This window comes from Tistrella arctica, from assembly GCF_039630945.1.
Taxonomy (GTDB): domain Bacteria; phylum Pseudomonadota; class Alphaproteobacteria; order Tistrellales; family Tistrellaceae; genus Tistrella; species Tistrella bauzanensis.
In genome coordinates this window covers 692,130-709,355 of sequence record NZ_JBBKTV010000001.1, presented here as the reverse complement: position 1 = coordinate 709,355, position 17,226 = coordinate 692,130, and the positions used below count along the sequence as shown (strand labels likewise).

Here is a 17,226-nt window from a genome sequence, read left to right as displayed (position 1 = left end):
CATGGCATACGAGATCGACCGCGTTTCCTATGCCGCCACCTATGGGCCGACCACGGGCGACCGGGTCCGCCTTGCCGACACGGAACTTGTGATCGAGGTCGAGCTCGACCACACGATCTATGGCGAAGAGGTCAAGTTCGGCGGCGGCAAGGTGATCCGCGACGGCATGGGCCAGTCGCAGCGCACCCGCGCCGATGGTGCCGCCGATACCGTCATCACCAATGCCCTGATCCTGGACCACTGGGGCATCGTCAAGGCCGATGTCGCCCTGCGCAACGGCCGTATCGCCGCGATCGGCAAGGCCGGCAATCCCGATATCCAGCCGGGCATCGACATCGTCATCGGGCCGGGTACTGAAATCATCGCCGGAGAGGGGCGCATCCTCACGGCCGGCGGCATCGACGCTCATATCCACTTCATCGCGCCCCAGCAGGCGACCGACGCGATCGCGAGCGGCATCACCACCATGATCGGTGGCGGCACCGGCCCGGCCGAAGGCACCTTCGCGACCACCGTCACCCCCGGTCCCTGGCACATGATGCGCATGCTTCAGGCGGCGGCCGATCTGCCGGTGAATGTGGGCTTTCTGGGCAAGGGCAATGCCAGCCGGCCCGAAAGCCTGATCGAGCAGATCGAGGGCGGCGCCTGCGGACTGAAACTGCATGAAGACTGGGGCACCACCCCCAAGGCGATCGACACCTGCCTGACGGTTGCCGATCTGATGGACGTTCAGGTGGCGATCCACACCGACACGCTGAACGAGAGCGGTTTTGTCGAGCGTACCATCGCCGCCTTCGCCGGCCGCACCATCCATGCCTATCACACCGAAGGCGCCGGCGGCGGCCATGCGCCCGACATCATGAAGGTGGCGGGGCTGGCCAATGTCCTGCCCTCTTCCACCAATCCCACCCGACCTTACACGGTCAACACCATCGACGAGCACCTGGATATGCTGATGGTGTGCCACCATCTCGATCCGTCGATCCCTGAGGACGTGGCCTTCGCCGAGAGCCGCATCCGGCGTGAGACCATCGCGGCCGAGGATATCCTGCACGATCTGGGCGCGATCTCGATGATCTCGTCCGACAGCCAGGCCATGGGTCGCGTCGGCGAGGTGATCATCCGGACCTGGCAGACCGCCGACAAGATGCGCCGCCAGCGCGGACGGCTGCCGGGCGAGACCGGCGACAACGATAATCTGCGCGCCCGGCGGTATGTCGCCAAATACACCATCAATCCGGCCCGTGCCCATGGCATCGACGCCGAGGTGGGGTCGATCGAGGTTGGCAAGCTGGCCGATCTGGTGCTGTGGAAGCCGATGTTCTTCGGGGTGAAGCCCGATATCGTGCTGAAGTCGGGCAGCATCGCCTATGCCGCCATGGGGGATCCCAATGCGTCGATCCCCACACCGCAGCCGGTGATCTATCGCCCGATGTTCGGCGCGATGGGGGCCGCCCGCACGGCATCCTGCCTCACCTTCGTCTCGGGTGCGGCGCTCGCGTCAGGCCGGCTCGATGCGATCGCGGGTGGACGGCGGCTTGCGGCGGTGCGCGGCACCCGCACCGTCACCAAGGCACAGATGGTGTTGAACGATGCCTGCCCGGTGATCGAGATCGACCCTGAAACCTATGAGGTGCGCGCCGACGGCGTGCCCCTGATCTGCGCGCCGGCCGAGGTTCTGCCCCTGGCCCAGCGCTATTTTCTCTTCTGACCCCGCCCTTGTCTTCTGACCCGCCCAGTCTTCTGACCCGCCCAGCCTGCGGAGGAGCGCCAGCCATCTGAGCCCGCCATCGTCATGACCATCCGCCGTTGCACGAACCGGTCGTGACACTGATCTGACCCCCTCCCGATGCACGATCCGATGCCACCGCCCGCATCATCGCCCGCAGGAGACCGGCTCCCATGAAAATGATCCAGATTCCCACCGATATGCTCGCCTCCCATGGCAAGGCGCCCGAAATGCCGCAGACGGTTCTGCCGCGCGCGGTTCAGGTGATCACGGCCGCCCTGCCGGCTCTTGGGTCCGATGGCGGCTGGGGCACGGTGACGCTTGTCCATGCCGATCGCCATCGACGCCGCATCCGGATGCTGACCGATGATGGCCGTCCATTCCTGCTGGACCTGCGCGAAGCCACGCGTCTGGCCGATGGCGACCGCCTGATGCTGGATCAGGGCGGTCACGTCGTGGTGCGTGCGGCCCCCGAAGCGGTGATCGAGGCCGAGACCACCGATCGGCGAGACCTTGCGCGGATCGCCTGGCACCTGGGCAATCGCCATGTGCCGGTGGCGGTGACCACCCATATCGTCACGCCGCGGCTGCGCCTGGCGCGTGATCTGGTAGCCCGCGACCTGCTGGGCCGGCTGGGCGCGCATCTGATCGACAACGAGGCGCCTTTCGACCCCGAACCCATCCTGGGCGCCGCCAGTGCCGTGGCCTGGACAGGCGGCCGGCATGACGTCCGCGAACATGGGCATGGGCATGGACATGGGGCCGATCACGGGCATGAGCATGGGCACGATCACGCCCGCGGTGCCGGTCTGAAGGCCACGGCGGTGGTGGATCTGGTCGGCGGCACCGGTGCCGATACCGCGCGGGCGGCGTGGCAGATCGGCAATCGGCACCGGCCGGTCCAGATCGTCGATGGATGGCGGCTGCGTACCCATGACGAACCCCTGGTGCGGCGGATCGCTGCGGCGCTGGGCCTGCGTGTGATCCCGGCGGCCGACGGGTTCGATCCGGAACAGGGCGCCTATGCCGATCATGGCCAGCATCACTGATCAGGCGCCGTCGGCGCTCACCGCTATCTTTGACGGCTGGCCCCGGGCGTCGTTGGCCGACGATGCCGGGCGGGCCGCGTTCCAGGCGGCACCGGGCGATGCCCTGCACCGGCTTCTGGCCTGGACCAGTCCCAGCTTTCCGATCGGCGCCTTCAGCTACAGCCATGGCATCGAACAGGCGGTCGAGGACGGCGCGATCGCAACCGCCAGCGACCTGACCCGGTGGATCGAGGGGCTGTTGCGCTTCGGCGCAGGGCGAACCGATGCCGGCTTCGCGGTTCGCGCGGCGCGGGCCGCGGCGGCACATGACGATCAGGGTCTGCTGTCCCTGGCCCGGACGGCGGCAGCGCTGGCGCCTGCGGCCGAACGGGCACTGGAAGCGCGCCAGCAGGGCGGCGCGTTTCTCGATGCCGTGGCCAGAGGCTGGGGGCTGGATCAGGCGGCGGATTTCGCGGCCCGGCTGGCCGTTGCCGGCATACCGCCGACACTGGCTGTGGCCGCCGGTGCCTGCGGCGGCTGGGCCGGGTTGCCGGAGGCCATGCTGATCGAAGCTCTGCTTCATGGCTTCGCGACCAATCTGGTCTCGGCCGGTGTCCGGCTGGTACCGTTGGGCCAGACCGACGGCCAACGTGCCATCGCCGCATTGGGACCGGTGATCGCCGCAATCGCGGCCGACGCCCGGCGGCATCCCCAGGCGCCGCCGGGTGGCTGCGCCGTTCTGGCAGACATCACCGCCCTTCGTCACGAAACCCTTTATTCCAGGCTGTTCCGCTCATGACCACATCTGCCCCCGCAGGCCCCCCGACCGCGACCGGTCTTTCGGCGACGCCGATCCCGCTGACGGCATCCGGCACCAGCCGCCCCTTGCGCATCGGGGTCGGTGGCCCGGTTGGCTCGGGCAAGACGGCGCTGCTTGAAATTTTGTGCCGGCGGCTGCGCGACCGGTACCGCATCGCCGCGATCACCAACGACATCTACACTCAGGAAGACGCTCAGATCCTCACCCGCGCCGGGGCGCTGGCCCCCGACCGGATCATGGGGGTGGAAACCGGCGGCTGTCCGCATACCGCGATCCGCGAGGACGCCTCGATCAATCTCGCGGCCGTCGCCGAAATGAGCGCCCGCTTCCCCGACCTGGAACTCGTGTTCGTCGAAAGCGGCGGCGACAATCTTTCGGCGACATTCTCGCCCGAACTGGCCGATATCACGGTCTATGTGATCGATGTCGCGGCAGGCGAGAAGATCCCGCGCAAGGGCGGCCCCGGCATCACGCGGTCAGATCTTCTGGTGATCAACAAGGTCGATCTGGCACCGCTGGTCGGCGCGGATCTGGGCGTGATGGCGCAGGATGCCGCCCGCATGCGCGGGCGCCGGCCGTTCCTGTTCACCAACATGAAAAGCGGCGCCGGGCTCGACGCGGTCATCGACCGGCTGCTGATCCTGGGCGGGCTTGACGACCGGCTGGGTGTCAGTGATGCGGCACCGCTGGATGTCGCGGCCGCATGCGCCGAAGCCGCCGCCTGACGGTGGATGCCGTCTGACGGGGCATGCCAGTGCGGCTATCCGCCGCCCGCATGCGGCCCCATAGCCGCCTGGGTGGACCAGAAGCCGCGGACATAGATCAGCAGCGCGGTCACCATGGCCAGTTCGCCGGGCGTGAACACAGCGGAATAAACGCTGCTGATCACCAGCAGGAACAGCACATAGTCGCCCAGCGCCAGAACCATTGCCTCGGTTCGCGGATCCTGCATCCGGCGTTCGGGTGCCCGGGCCCTGCGGCCATAGGCATTCTGCAGGCCCACGGCATACAGCGCCAGCAGCAGCAGAGCACCCACCACGCCATATTCGAACACGATGCCGACCCAGCCGATATCGGCCAGATAGAAATGATTGGTGCCGAACAGGTCGAACAGGGTGACGGCGCTGAACCGGGTGATCGACCCCACACCGAACAACCACCGCCAGGCATCGGCCAGCATGTAGTCGAAAGCGAGCGCCAGGGAGTTCATCCGGATCGACAGCGAATTGCCGAATCCCGCCGCGACCTTGTCCATCGCAGGCAGCACGATCAGCACCGTGCCGGCGACCAGGATCACGCCGAGCACCAGGGTCGCCACGGATCGCGCAAGCTTCGGCAGGTTGCGATACAGGATCCAGCCGCTGATCACGATCAGCATCATGATGCTGGTGCGCTGCTTGAAGATCATCACCATGGTGGCAAGGCCGGCCAGATACAGCACGACATGGATCAGCCGCGGAGACATCGTCATCCGACGCACCAGATACAGCAGCGACATGATGCCGAAGACCATCGGCATATAGATCCGGTAGCCGCGCTCCACCTCATACATGAACAGCTTGCTCTGGGTCGGGTCGACAGCGTAATGCGTGCGGGGCACCACCAGCCACAACGCCCACATCATGGCGAAGGTCGCGATACCATAGGCGAGCAGAACCCGCCTGAGCGTGTCGGGATGCGGGCGCAGCATCACCAGCAGCGACAGGACGCTGAAATAATAGGTGAGCGGCCAGACCTTGATGGTGGTGCCGAAGGCATCGAGAAACGCATTGCCCAGCCAGATCATCGACAGCGCCGGCGTGATGCCGATGACATAGCCCAGCACCATTGCATAGAGCGGATGATGCCGGCCGCTCAGGCGGAACGCGCCGTGCATGGCCAGCGGCAGGGTCAGGAACGGCCACGCCTTCGACAGGTAGTACAGCGGGCCGGCGTCGATGAGATAATGGAACACCTGTCCGAACATCGGCAGAACAGCGATCAGCAGCGCCAGTTCCAGGCCGACGGTCGCGCGGGTGGTGTGATCGGCGGCGCTGGCCGGCACGGGCTCTCCCGGCACACCGCCGCTCCGCGACGCGGCACCACCAAGAATACCAGGCCGGCCGATGGCTGACCCGCCGGCGCCGATGATGCGGCCGCGCTGACGGGGGCCAAGGCCGATCCGGCCGGCGCTGTTGCCCGGCCCGCTCATCGCCCGCGCGTCCCGCCGTCGCCGGCGCGGGACGGACGGATGCCCCGTCCGCCAAACCGCGCCCGCAGGATGATCCACACGATCGGCAGGCTTTCCTTGAACACGCGTCGGAAATGCCCCACGGGCGACAGCATCAGCCGCCAGCCACCCTCAAGGCCCAGCTTGCGGATCAGGGTCGGCGCCCGGCGCACCCGGCCGGTCACGAACAGCAGCGAACTGCCGATGCACAGGCCGGTACCCGTGGCGCCGCCGGCATCGGCGATCATCCGGGCCAGCAATTCCGATTGCGGCGAGCCGACCGCGATGAACACATACCGCGCCGGCGATGCCCGAACCACTGCAACGGCATCGGCCACCGCCGCCGGATCGCGGATGAAGCCCATCGGCGGCACATGCAGATGAACGTGGCCGACGCCGAACCGCCGGCGCAGATCGCCAACCAGTCGATCGTCACCGCCAACGATCATGATCGGGTCGTCAGGCTGGATATGAGCCTTGAACAGCCGCGCGGTGACATCGGCGCCAGAGGCATGCGGCAAGGGCCGGTTCAGGATCAGGGCCGACAGCCGGCGCACGACATTGCCATCCGACAGCACCAGCCAGGCGCCGTCATAGGCACGCTCGAAATCCGGTGCGCCGCCGGCGATCCGCACCATGTGCTGAGCATTCGGCGTCACCACATAGGCAAAGGGCGCCTGCGGATCGCGCGCGGCGACCGCCGCCGCGGCCGGGTCGCAATCCAGATCACTGATCGACAAGCCCAGGAAGTCGATCCGTCCCGTCATCGGCCGCCCCCTTCAGGTCAGAATGGCGTATTGCTCGACGTGTCGTTGCGGGTGATCGAATACTGGAACACGCGCTGGAACGGAATGACGCCTTCGATGAACTGTGCCACCCACAGATTGACCTCGGCGATGCGGCTGCGCGGCACGAACAGGATGTCGCCCTGCACGATCGGCAGATCGATCAGCCGGCCTTCCAGCAAGCCACGCAGATCGACCGTCCGCATCATCGGCCGGTCCCGCGGGCCGCGGCGGATCAGCACGATCTCGTTCATCCGGCCGTTGGGGGTGATACCGCCGGCCAGCGTCAACGCCTCGGCAACCCCGATCCGGCCGACGATGCGATAGACACCGGGCGCGCGCACATCGCCACCGACATAGACCCGTGCCGAGATGGCATCGTCGACCGCCACCGTCACTTCCGGGTCGCGCAGCAGGCGCGTCGCCTGGCCGGCCACCCGCTCACTGGCCTGCGGCGGTGTCAGATCCGCCACCAGCACATCGCCTGTGGCCTTCAGAGACACATAGCCGTCGGGGCGGACCACCACCTCCTCGTCGAATTCGGGGGTGCGCCAGAAGCCCACTTTCAGCTTGTCGCCTTCGCCGATGCGATAAGGAGGCAGCGCATCGGTCCAAGGCGCGAAGGCATCCTCACCCAGACGCGCCGCAACCGCCTGCGCATCGCCGGCCTCGGCGCCACCCACCGGGCGGATGGCCTGACCGGTTTCGCAGGCCGCAAGCGCCGCCGCCACGCCAATCATCGCGATTGCCCTGCCCCACCGCCCGACGATGGCCAGGCGGGCGATATCGAACCCGCCCCGGCTTCCGCTTGCGCTCAAAGCCATCTGTAGATCGCCCTCGGAATGTGGAAGCGGCGGCCGGTGACCACGGCGCCCAGCATGTCGCCACCGGCATCGAGCACCTGATCGCGTGTGTTTGCCGCGACCGGGCTGCGCGTGTGCTCCGACCGGATCACCAGGATCGAACCATCGATCACCGGCGCCAGCCTCAGGGCCACAAAACTGCTGCGTGTGGCCGGCGCGTCGATGATGACGAAATCATAGCGGTTGGAGAGCTGTTCAACCAGCGTCGCCAGTTCACCGACCTCGGTCCGCATCCGGCCGAGGGTCGATCCGGAGGCATCGACCGTGACCTCCAGATCCGGAATGCGGGTGGCGGCGGCGCGGATGCCATCGATCCCCAGCTCCCGTGCCTCGCCCGCGCGGAGCGCCCCGGCCTGACCATTCCCATCGCGATCCAGATCGATCAGCAGCGTCCGTCGGGCGTGGCCCTCGGCCAGTTCAGTCGCCAGCGCGCGCGCAAAGCCGTCGCGATGTTCCTGATCGCCGGCGGACAGGATCTGGATCGTGCGCAGCGCCTGCCCGTCATCGCGCCCCGCCAGCAGCCGCCCCACGAAATACACCATCTGCTGCTGAGCACCGCCACCGATGAAGCCACCGGCCTCGTTGAAGGTGGCGAGCACCGGCAGGCCGAGGCCACGCTCCACTTCCAGCGGCAGCAGATAGACCCGGCGGTTCCATGCCGCCGCGAGCCCTGCCACAGCCGCCAGCAGCACGCCACCGAACAGCCCCGCCGCGACCAGGTTCACCGCCTGACTGCGGCCACGCGCCGGCGCGTCGGCATATTCCACCACCCGGACATTCGATGCCCGCTGGAGCGCCGATTCCTCCTCAAGCCGGGCGCTTTCCGCCCGCTCGCGCGCCTGACGATACAGTTTGTCGACCACATCCAGGCTACGGGCCAGATCGCCGATGGTCTGCTCGCCCTGGCGCAGTTCGGCGATCCGCAACTGCGCCACGTCACGCTGGCGATCCAGCTCGGCGATCTGGCGTTCGGTCGCGTCTGCCTCGATTTCAAGTTGCAGAAGATGATTGGTCAGGAACGCGATCGCCGGGTTGCGCACGTCGCGGTCGGCGAAATAAACCGGCCGCTCGCGATCCTGAAAGCGCTGCAGCGTCTGAAGCTGGCGCTCGATCTCCTTGAGCCGCGGGTGGTTGTCCTGATAGCGGGCGCGCAACTGGTCCCGCTCAAGCTGCAATTCAATGCGGCTGTTGCGGGCTTCGTCATTGTCGGTGCGGTTCGTGCGTTCCGCGAAATCGAACACCCGCTCCGGCAGGTCCCCCAGCCGCTGTTTCGCGGTCGCCACCTCGGCGAGCAGGCTCTCGCGCCGCTCCAGCACATGGCGCCGGCGCTGGATGATGCTGTCTTCCTGGTTCACCGCCAGCAGGATTTCCTGCTCAAGGTTAAGCACCTGGAACCGCGTCTTCGCCTTGGCGAGCTGTTGCTGCAGTATATCGATCTGGCCCCGGAACTTCTCGGTCTCGTCGACCAGGAAGCGCGAGCGGGGATTGGCGTAAATCTCGCTGCGACGGGCCAGATAGGCTTTGATCAGGGCATCGACAGCCTTGATCGCGACATCGCGATCCTCATGGGCATAGCCAACCAGAACCAGGTTCGACCCGCTCTGCGCCGCGATCCGGAACCGGCCTTCGGCAAGATCGGTCGCGCGTTCGACCATCTCCTCGTGCGAAGCCGGCTCGCCCAGACCCAGCATCCGGGTATCGTGGAGATCGGGAAACAACGTCGAGACCCCCACCGCGCGCACCATGTCGCGGATCAGGGTGCGCCCCCGCAGGATGTCGACCTCGGACTCCGTCGCCCGCAGACCGTCGATCGACAGGATCGACGGACGCTCGACGATGTCCTGATTACCCGACTGCTCGGCATTGAACAGCACCAGAAGCCGGGCCTCGGCCTCGTAACGGATCGGGCTGAACCATGCGGCGACACAGGCGGCGGCAAAGGTCACCAGGAACACGATGATCATGATCCGCCGGTGATACGACGCCACGATCAGCAGGTCGCGAAGCGTGTACGAGGTCTGGCTGCCAGCGCCGGGGCGCTGGCGGCGCTGCTCGTCATTTCCCATCACAAGCGACATTCAAAGCCCGCGGTCGAAAGATTGCGATACCGGGGCTCGATAAACACCCGGTCGGTGCTGCGCCAGATCGGGCTCTGCCGCGGCGGACAGAGATCCATCATCGCAGATCGCGGATTGCCGGCCCAATTGCTGGGTATGTTCACGGTCACCTGATATCCGCCAAGAAAACGTTCGGGCTCCGACGCCCACCAGCCGGGTGGCAGTGCCCGGATGAAATGTTGCCTGATCTCAAGAAGAGGGTCGATCGCCAGCTCTGCCTGCGCCGCCGCTCCCGACGCGTCTTCATCGCTGCGGAACGTCTGCCCCGACACGGTCGATACCACACAGCTGGCGATCACGCCAAGGACAAGCCCCGTCGTCAACAGCACCCGTAGCACCCGTTCGCGCAACACCCGCTCCCGAAAAACCTTCGCGCCCGAAATGTTCGCTCGGCTGCGGCACCCGCGGCGACCCATCGGTCATTGTCTGCAAGGTCATTGATATCAGCAAAGACCATATCGGCAAGCCAGCATATTTGCACCGTCCAACAAGTTCAAGCGCGCCCGATGTGCTCACCACAGGCTATAGTGTCGCACGCCCTTTACCGGTATCTGTCAGCCGTATCAATCTACGATCCGTTCAGAAGAGATGGATGCAGCATGGGAAAATTAGCCGCTCTTCTTGGGCGTCCTGTGGTGGCCGGGTTCGCGGTACGCGGATTTGAGATCATGTCCAAGCTGGCGCTCTATCTTCTGACCGCGCGGATGCTGGGCGCCGCGGAGGCCGGCCTGTTCTTCTTGTGCCTCACCTGGGCCAGTTGGTTTTCCACCTTCGGCCGTATGGGCATAGACAGGGCGCTGACACGGCATCTGGGCGCGGAACTTGGTCTGCATCAAGGCCTTAAGGCCCGCGCCACCCTGATCACCGGCGTTCTGCGGGTCACAGCGACCGGTGCCGCGCTGGGCCTTTTGACCGCGGTGGCGGCGCGGGCCCTGGCGATCCACGTCTTCAAGGACCCGGGCCTCGCCACGCCCCTGATGTGCGGCGCGATTGCCGTATCAGGCATGTCGACAACCTTCACCCTGACCGCGGCCCTTGCCGGCGCCGGACGCACAACATCCGCCCAGTTCCTTCAGAACGCGTTCTGGCCGGCGCTGACCGTTCTGTCACTGATGCTGGGCGCGCGCGACGCCACGACGCTGGTCACGGCGATGGGTATCGCCATCTGGGCCTGCGGCGCGATCGCGTTCGCCATCTTTCTCGCCGACCGTGCCCGGTTCGCCGAAGATCTGCCTGCCGGGGAGCTGGCATCGGGCCTGCCGCCCGCGCCGATGCCGCCATTGATGCGGACGGCCTGGCCGCTGATGGTGGTGGAAATGGTTCAGGCGACCATCGTGTCGCTGCCGGTCCTGCTATTGGGCATGGTGGCCGATGCGGCCGATGTCGGCGCCTTCAGCGTCGCCCTTCGCATCTCGATGCTGGTCTGGATGGTTCTGGTCAGCCTGGGAACAGTGGCGAGCCCACGGTTTGCCACCCTGCACCGGCGTGGCGACATGGCGGGCCTCGCGGCCCTGAACCGGCAGATCCAGTTGCTGGGGGCCGGGCTCGGCGGCGGGGTCTGCGTGATGATGATCGTCATCCCCGAAACCCTGCTGGGCATATTGTCGCCCGAATTTGTCATGGCGAGCCTGCCACTGATGATCCTGGCCGCAGGTCAGGCGGTCAACGCACTGTATACCGGCCAGGACGTGCTGTTGGCGATGACCGGCAATGGCGGCACCCTGCGGCGGCTAAACCTCGCGCAGCTTGTGATGGTTCTGCTATTGTCTCTGGTGTTCATTCCGCTCGGAGGCGCCGTCGGCGCGGCCATCGCCACGGCCGTCGCCACGGCACAGGGCGGCATCGGCACCGCGATGGTCGTGCGCTGGCTGCTGCCGGCAGCCCGTCCACTGGCAGCCCCGCCGATGCCCCCCCGCCTGCAGCCCTTCCTTACGGTGCGGGCCGGCTGATGCCGGATTTCGCGCAAACCGTCCCCGACCGGCACTTCCGATCCGCCCCCTGACCCGATTACAGGCGCGCATGACGACATCCGAGAGCATTACGCCACGCGTACGCAATGTGACCTTCGGGCTGGTGAACCGGGCGGTCAAGACAGTCGATGCCCTGACGCTGCTGGTGGCGGCGGCACTCGCCCGTCCGCTGTCGGAAGCGACCCTGACGGATATCACCTGGGCGCAATCTCTTCTGCTGGGCGTTCTGGCGGTGATCCCGCTGGTGCAGATCAACGAGTCCCGCCGGGTGTATCGCTGGGAGCGGTATCGCAGCCTGCGCGGACAGATCGTGGATGTGGTGCTGGCGCTGATCATCGCCACCGCGGTCACCGGCCTGTTCGCGGTGGTCTTCCTGCCCGACAGCATCGTTGAGAGCTGGCTGGTCGCCTTTGCGTTGGGCGCCCTGGTGTTGCAGATGGCCGGACGCGCCGTCGCCCGGCTGATGGTGGCCGGCATGGAAACCCGCGGCGCGCTGAAGCGGCGGGTGGCCGTTATCGGTGCCGGCGAGGAAGGCGAGGCCGCGATCCGCTATCTGGCCGCCCCGGGCCACCGCGATCTTTATGAACTCATTGGCGTGTTCGATGACCGGGCGGCACGCCGCGCCGTCGAAATCGCCGGCCTGACCGTCACGCATGGCGTTGACGATCTGGTCAAGCGCGCCCGGCAGGAGCGGGTGGATGTGGTGATCATCGCCCTGCCCTGGCGCGCGGGACAGCGCATTGCCGAGATGATGCGCAAACTGTGCTCGATTCCGGCCGACGTGCTGCTGCCGATCGAGGCCGACTGGATCAATCTGCGTGGGGCCCGGCTGTTCAGCGTCGGCGGCCTGCCCTTCCTTCAGGTCGCTCGCCGGCCGCTGAAGGGCTCCGACGCGATTCTGAAGAGCATTCTGGACTACATCGTGGCCGGGACCGCCGTCGCCCTGCTGTCACCTTTGCTGTTGACCGTGGCAATCATGGTCAAGTTCGACAGCCCCGGACCAGTCCTGTTCCGGCAAAGCCGGGTCGGCTTCAACGGTCGCGGTTTCGACATGTTCAAGTTCAGGTCGATGACTGTCGATCCAACCGATGACGGCTCACGTGGCACGCCGCTCGACAATCCGCGCATCACCCGCATCGGGCGATTCATCCGTCGGACCAGCATCGATGAACTGCCGCAGTTGTTCAACGTGCTGCGGGGCGAGATGTCGGTGGTGGGACCACGCGCCCATGTCCCCAACATGCTGGTTGGCGAGCGAACCTACTTCGAGACGGTCCAGGAATATGCCGCCCGCCATCGCGTGAAGCCCGGCATCACCGGCTGGGGGCAGATCAACGGCATGCGCGGCGGCATCCACGATGCCGACAAAGCCAAACGGGGCGTGGAACTGGATCTGCAATACATCGAGAACTGGACGCTGTGGTTCGACATCCGGATCATGGTCCGCACGCTGTTCGGCGGCATGGCCGGCCGCGACGTGTTCTGATCGCGAGGAGGTGGCGCATGGACAGGCAGACAGGACGACACCGGCAACCACGGTCGGCCTGCACCGCCATGGCGCTGGCGTCGATGCTGGCGCTGGCACCGGTCATGTCGGTGTCGGCCGGCGCGGCCGAGCCGCGCGTGCCGCTGCCCGCGCCGTTTTCCATGGCTTATTATGAAAGCTGGTCCGAACTGCCGGGGGTATCCGGCCCGGACACCCTGCTTGCCGCCACACCCGCCCATGTCGATGTGCTGGCAGTCGGTTTCGCGAAGCCGGATCTGGTGTATCGGGGGGATCTGAACCTGGACGGCACCGGCATTCAGGTGCCGGTGTCGGGACAGGTTCTGGCAGAGGCGATCGCTGCCCTGAAGACGCGCGCGCCCTCGATCCGGGTGCTGATCTCGGTGGGCGGCTCCGGTTATATGACAGGCTGGTCGCTCTACGATCCGGCGGCGCTGGCGCGGCTTGTCCGTGACCTGGGCGCAGACGGCATCGATCTGGACTACGAACCGGCCGACCCGGGGTGCCAGTCGGCCGAGGCTCGCCGCGGCCCGACCGTCGTCTGCCTGACCGATACCACATGGGCGCGGCTGATCGCCCGGACCCGCGCCGCCCTGCCGCGTCCGATGATGCTGGCGGTGCCGGCCTGGAGCACCGGCGCCTATGGTACCGGCGACTTTCTGAACGACCGGCCACCCAGCCCCCATACCGGATCGATGCTGTGGCTGGGCCGCGACCGCGAGGCGGCTGCCGCCGTCGATATGGTCTCGATCATGGCCTATGCCGGCGGCCCCGCCTTTCAGCCGGAACGTGCCTTCGATGCCTATCGTGCGATCTGGGATGGTCCGCTGGCGCTGGGACTGATCGTGCCGCCCGACCCCACCGGTCAGACCGTGCCGGACATGGCGGGCATCCGTGACCTCGCCGCTCGACTCGCCGCCCGCGACCTTGCCGGCATCATGATCTATGGCATGCTGGGCACGCCGCCGGGTGGCGGTGACCCGTCCAGCCCCAGCGGCATGATGATGCTTCAGGCGGTGTGCGAGGGATTTGGCGGCGAAACCTGCTGAGGCGCCGGTGGCACAGTGTCCATGCGGGCGGTCCTCGTGGGATCGCCATGAGCCGTTCAGCCTGTGGTGGCCCATTCAGCCTGTGGTGGTTACCGGCCCATACGCCGCCTCCAGCCGGGCAAGCGGTTCTGGCCGCGCGACGAAGATGAAGTTGTTGACATAGACCCGGTCGGGCAGACGCCGGGTGCCATCGGCATTCAGGGCCGAACGATCCTGAAGCCGGGCGATATCGAAGCCGGTCATGTCGTGCAGGCGGCCATCGCGCAGATACAGGCCGCGATAGCCGATCGGGTCCAGCATGGCCTGCAGTTCGGCCAACGTGCCCGGGGTATGGCGTTCCTCCGCCTCGATCAGCAGGCTTGGCCGCTGTTCGCGCAGGGTGGCGAGGGCGCCGCGCAGCACTGTGCCCTCAAACCCCTCGACGTCGATCTTGATGAAGGCCACCCGGCGTTTGCGGCCGATCTCGACCGCCAGGTCATCCAGACGGCGGATCGCCACCGTGATGTGAAGCATGGCCGGCGTCGCGACACTTTCCACGGCATCGGCCTTGATAGAGGCCAGCCCGGAGCCGGCCTCAGGCACATGGAGCACCGCTTCGCCATCGGCGTCGCCCAGCGCCATGGCCATCAGCACCAGCTTGCCCTCCCGCAATTCACGGCCAAAGCGGGTTTTCAACACGGTGCCAAGCGTCGGGTTGGGTTCGAAGGCCACCACCCGGCCGGCTGCATGCAGCATCGGCGCGGTGTAGGATCCGTGATTGGCACCGATGTCATAGGCATCCGCATCGGCTTCGGCCAGCAGCGGCACAAGCGCCAGCTCCATCTCGCCATAATCCGGCGCCATCCGGTCGCGGAGATCGATCAACCGCGCATAAAGCCGCGGCATTCGACGTTCGATGATCGCTTTAAGACCGGCCAATCCCACGTGCTCCCGGCTGCGAGAGGCTGAAACAGAAGGGGCAGGATAACATGGAACCTGTCGGTAAGGGATCACCGACTTGCAGGCCCGGCAAGACGACGCCTGCGACGACGAGCCTCTTGCGCATCCGGGCGGCAGCGCTGATGATTGGGAGATGACTGGTGATGCTCCCGCTTATCCCTCAGCTTCCGGCCCATCAACGCCACCCCGTTCGGACAGGCGCCGTGACCCGCGCATTGACAGCCTGATCACCTATTGGCGCGCCTGCAGACATGGGCGTCCGATGCCAATGCGACGGGATTTCGATATCCTGATCGCCAGGCCGCGGCTGCTGCCCATGATGGTCATCCTGGAACGCCTGCCCGACGGCCAGTTCGTGCACCGCTATGTCGGCAGCACCATTGTGAATCTGGCCGGACGCGATGCCACCGGCAGGATTGTCGGCCCCGATCTCTATGGCGATCGCTGGCAAGTGGTCGCGAAGACCTATGCCCGCGCCATCGATGACGCCGTGGTGCTGTGGGGTATCGACCGTGCCACCTGGCCGCGCGGCGAATGGCGCAGCACGGAATGGCTGATCGCGCCATTGGCCGGCTTGGATGGTATGCCACGCTGGCTCGCCACCATCACTCTGGTTCTCGATGGGCCCGCCACCGCACGTGCCCCGGAAATCCATGTGGTCGGGGACGAACCCGACATCGAGGACAAACCTGGCGCGCCGTGAGTGGCGCGCCTCGCACGGTTGTGCCGGGACAGGGACGGCCGGGTGCCGGGCCGGGCCTGTCGAGGCCTCGCCCCGGCCCGGCCCCTTGAAAAAGCCGGCTGAAGACATCGCTCCAGCCGGCTTTCCGTTGTCTCGCCTTAAGTTCCGCCTGCCTGCCGCTCAGCGGCGGGCCAGCGCCTTCAGCGCCCCGCGCCCGGCGTAATAACCGGTATCGCCCAGGATTTCCTCGATCCGGATCAGCTGGTTGTACTTTGCCAGCCGGTCCGACCGCGACAGCGAGCCGGTCTTGATCTGGCCACAATTGGTGGCAACCGCCAGATCGGCGATGGTGGTATCCTCGGTTTCGCCCGAGCGATGCGACATCACCGCGGTATAGCCGGCACGATGGGCCATCTCGACGGCGCGCAGCGTCTCGGTCAGGGTGCCGATCTGGTTGACCTTGATCAGGATCGAGTTGGCGACGCCCTTCTCGATGCCTTCGGCCAGGATCGCCGGGTTGGTGACGAACAGATCGTCGCCGACCAGCTGCACCTTGTCACCGATCGCGCGGGTCAGGGCCGCCCAGCCGTCCCAGTCGCCTTCGGCCATACCGTCCTCGATCGACACGATCGGATAGCGGCCGACCAGATCCTCGTAGAAGCGCACCATCTCGTCGGCGCCGAGCACGCGACCTTCGCCGTCCAGACGATACTTGCCGTCCTTGAAAAACTCGGACGAGGCGGCATCCAACGCCAGCATCACGTCGTCGCCGGGCGTGTAACCCGCGGCTTCGATCGCCTTCATGATGAAGTCGATCGCCTCGGCATTGCTGCCCAGATTGGGCGCGAAGCCGCCCTCGTCGCCGACATTGGTGTTATGGCCGGCCGCCGATAGCTGCTTCTTCAGGTGATGGAAGATCTCGGCGCCGGTGCGGATGGCATCGCCGATGCTTTCCGCCGCCACCGGCATGATCATGAATTCCTGGATGTCGATCGGGTTGTCGGCATGGGCGCCACCATTGATGATGTTCATCATCGGCACCGGCAGGGTGTGGGCCATCACGCCGCCGACATAGCGGAACAGCGGCCAGCCGGCCTCCTCGGCCGCGGCGCGCGCCGTGGCAAGGCTGACGCCGAGAATGGCATTGGCGCCCAGGCGCTCCTTGTTCTCGGTGCCGTCCAGCTCGATCAGCGCATGGTCGATACCGATCTGGTCCTCGCCGTCATAGCCGATCAGCTCATCGGAAATCTCGCCCATCACTGCGTCGACGGCCTGCTCGACGCCCTTGCCCAGATAGCGGCTGGCATCGCCGTCGCGCTTCTCCACCGCTTCGCGGATGCCGGTGGACGCCCCGCTCGGCACGGCGGCGCGGCCGATGGCGCCGCTCTCCAGCTCGACATCGACCTCGACGGTCGGATTACCGCGGCTGTCCAGGATCTCGCGGGCACGAATATCGACAATGGCAGTCATGAGATGTCTCGCTCTCCGTTCAGGGCAAGGCTTCGGGGGCAGTACGGGGCCGGGGGATCGG

Annotated in this window: 15 protein-coding genes; 8 read left to right on the top strand and 7 right to left on the bottom strand. The window is 66.6% G+C overall.

Annotated features, from left to right (window positions below; translation table 11 throughout):
• Position 1 precedes the first annotated feature (1 nt).
• The 4 genes from WG924_RS03270 (at position 2) to ureG (ending at position 4,302) form a co-directional block, all read left to right on the top strand.
• A complete protein-coding gene (locus WG924_RS03270) occupies positions 2 to 1,711 on the top strand; it encodes an urease subunit alpha (protein ID WP_345931585.1) in 1,710 nt (569 codons plus the stop codon).
• A 191-nt stretch (positions 1,712 to 1,902) separates the two neighbouring features.
• On the top strand, positions 1,903 to 2,778 hold the full coding sequence (locus WG924_RS03265) for an urease accessory protein UreE (protein ID WP_345931584.1): 876 nt from the start codon (positions 1,903 to 1,905) through the stop codon (positions 2,776 to 2,778).
• Positions 2,762 to 3,556 carry an urease accessory protein UreF gene (locus WG924_RS03260; RefSeq protein ID WP_345931583.1) on the top strand — a complete coding sequence of 265 codons (795 nt, stop codon included), beginning with the start codon at positions 2,762 to 2,764 and terminating at the stop codon, positions 3,554 to 3,556. The genes WG924_RS03265 and WG924_RS03260 overlap by 17 nt, the downstream gene beginning before the upstream one ends.
• The gene (ureG, locus tag WG924_RS03255) at positions 3,553 to 4,302 is read left to right on the top strand and encodes an urease accessory protein UreG (protein ID WP_372045123.1); all 750 of its coding nucleotides are present in this window, start codon (positions 3,553 to 3,555) and stop codon (positions 4,300 to 4,302) included. The genes WG924_RS03260 and ureG overlap by 4 nt, the downstream gene beginning before the upstream one ends.
• A 35-nt stretch (positions 4,303 to 4,337) precedes the next feature.
• Here the strand turns inward: ureG and WG924_RS03250 are convergent, their stop codons facing one another.
• Genes WG924_RS03250 through WG924_RS03230 form a run of 5 tightly spaced genes read right to left on the bottom strand, consistent with a single transcriptional unit; the run spans position 4,338 to position 9,901 of the window.
• Complete coding sequence (locus tag WG924_RS03250; RefSeq protein WP_345931582.1) at positions 4,338 to 5,768, bottom strand: hypothetical protein; 1,431 nt, start codon at positions 5,766 to 5,768, stop codon at positions 4,338 to 4,340.
• Positions 5,765 to 6,553 carry a WecB/TagA/CpsF family glycosyltransferase gene (locus WG924_RS03245; RefSeq protein ID WP_345931581.1) on the bottom strand — a complete coding sequence of 263 codons (789 nt, stop codon included), beginning with the start codon at positions 6,551 to 6,553 and terminating at the stop codon, positions 5,765 to 5,767. Before WG924_RS03245 ends, WG924_RS03250 begins: the two co-directional genes overlap by 4 nt.
• 17 nt (positions 6,554 to 6,570) lie before the next feature.
• On the bottom strand, positions 6,571 to 7,395 hold the full coding sequence (locus tag WG924_RS03240) for a polysaccharide biosynthesis/export family protein (RefSeq protein WP_345931580.1): 825 nt from the start codon (positions 7,393 to 7,395) through the stop codon (positions 6,571 to 6,573).
• Positions 7,386 to 9,500, bottom strand: a complete 2,115-nt coding sequence (locus WG924_RS03235; RefSeq protein WP_345931579.1) for a GumC family protein — start codon at positions 9,498 to 9,500, stop codon at positions 7,386 to 7,388. The genes WG924_RS03240 and WG924_RS03235 overlap by 10 nt, the downstream gene beginning before the upstream one ends.
• On the bottom strand, positions 9,500 to 9,901 hold the full coding sequence (locus tag WG924_RS03230) for a hypothetical protein (protein WP_345931578.1): 402 nt from the start codon (positions 9,899 to 9,901) through the stop codon (positions 9,500 to 9,502). Before WG924_RS03230 ends, WG924_RS03235 begins: the two co-directional genes overlap by 1 nt.
• Before the next feature lie 318 nt (positions 9,902 to 10,219).
• Here WG924_RS03230 and WG924_RS03225 point away from each other — a divergent pair, with 318 nt between their 5' ends.
• From WG924_RS03225 to WG924_RS03215, 3 genes are all read left to right on the top strand, one after another.
• Positions 10,220 to 11,500 (top strand): oligosaccharide flippase family protein, encoded by a 1,281-nt coding sequence (locus WG924_RS03225; RefSeq protein WP_345931577.1) that lies wholly within the window; start codon positions 10,220 to 10,222, stop codon positions 11,498 to 11,500.
• A gap of 70 nt (positions 11,501 to 11,570) precedes the next feature.
• Complete coding sequence (locus tag WG924_RS03220) at positions 11,571 to 13,007, top strand: undecaprenyl-phosphate glucose phosphotransferase (protein WP_345931576.1); 1,437 nt, start codon at positions 11,571 to 11,573, stop codon at positions 13,005 to 13,007.
• Positions 13,008 to 13,024: 17 nt separating this feature from the next.
• On the top strand, positions 13,025 to 14,074 hold the full coding sequence (locus tag WG924_RS03215) for a glycoside hydrolase family 18 protein (RefSeq protein WP_345931575.1): 1,050 nt from the start codon (positions 13,025 to 13,027) through the stop codon (positions 14,072 to 14,074).
• 75 nt (positions 14,075 to 14,149) lie between these two features.
• On the opposite strand, the gene WG924_RS03210 is transcribed toward WG924_RS03215, so the two are convergent.
• Positions 14,150 to 14,992 carry an FkbM family methyltransferase gene (locus WG924_RS03210; protein WP_345931574.1) on the bottom strand — a complete coding sequence of 281 codons (843 nt, stop codon included), beginning with the start codon at positions 14,990 to 14,992 and terminating at the stop codon, positions 14,150 to 14,152.
• A gap of 79 nt (positions 14,993 to 15,071) precedes the next feature.
• Here WG924_RS03210 and WG924_RS03205 point away from each other — a divergent pair, with 79 nt between their 5' ends.
• Entirely contained in the window at positions 15,072 to 15,716 is a 645-nt protein-coding gene (locus WG924_RS03205) for a PAS domain-containing protein (RefSeq protein ID WP_345931573.1), read from the top strand.
• Between the two features lie 159 nt (positions 15,717 to 15,875).
• Here WG924_RS03205 and eno read toward each other — a convergent pair whose 3' ends face one another.
• Positions 15,876 to 17,165 (bottom strand): phosphopyruvate hydratase, encoded by a 1,290-nt coding sequence (eno, locus tag WG924_RS03200; protein ID WP_345931572.1) that lies wholly within the window; start codon positions 17,163 to 17,165, stop codon positions 15,876 to 15,878.
• Positions 17,166 to 17,226: the final 61 nt, after the last annotated feature.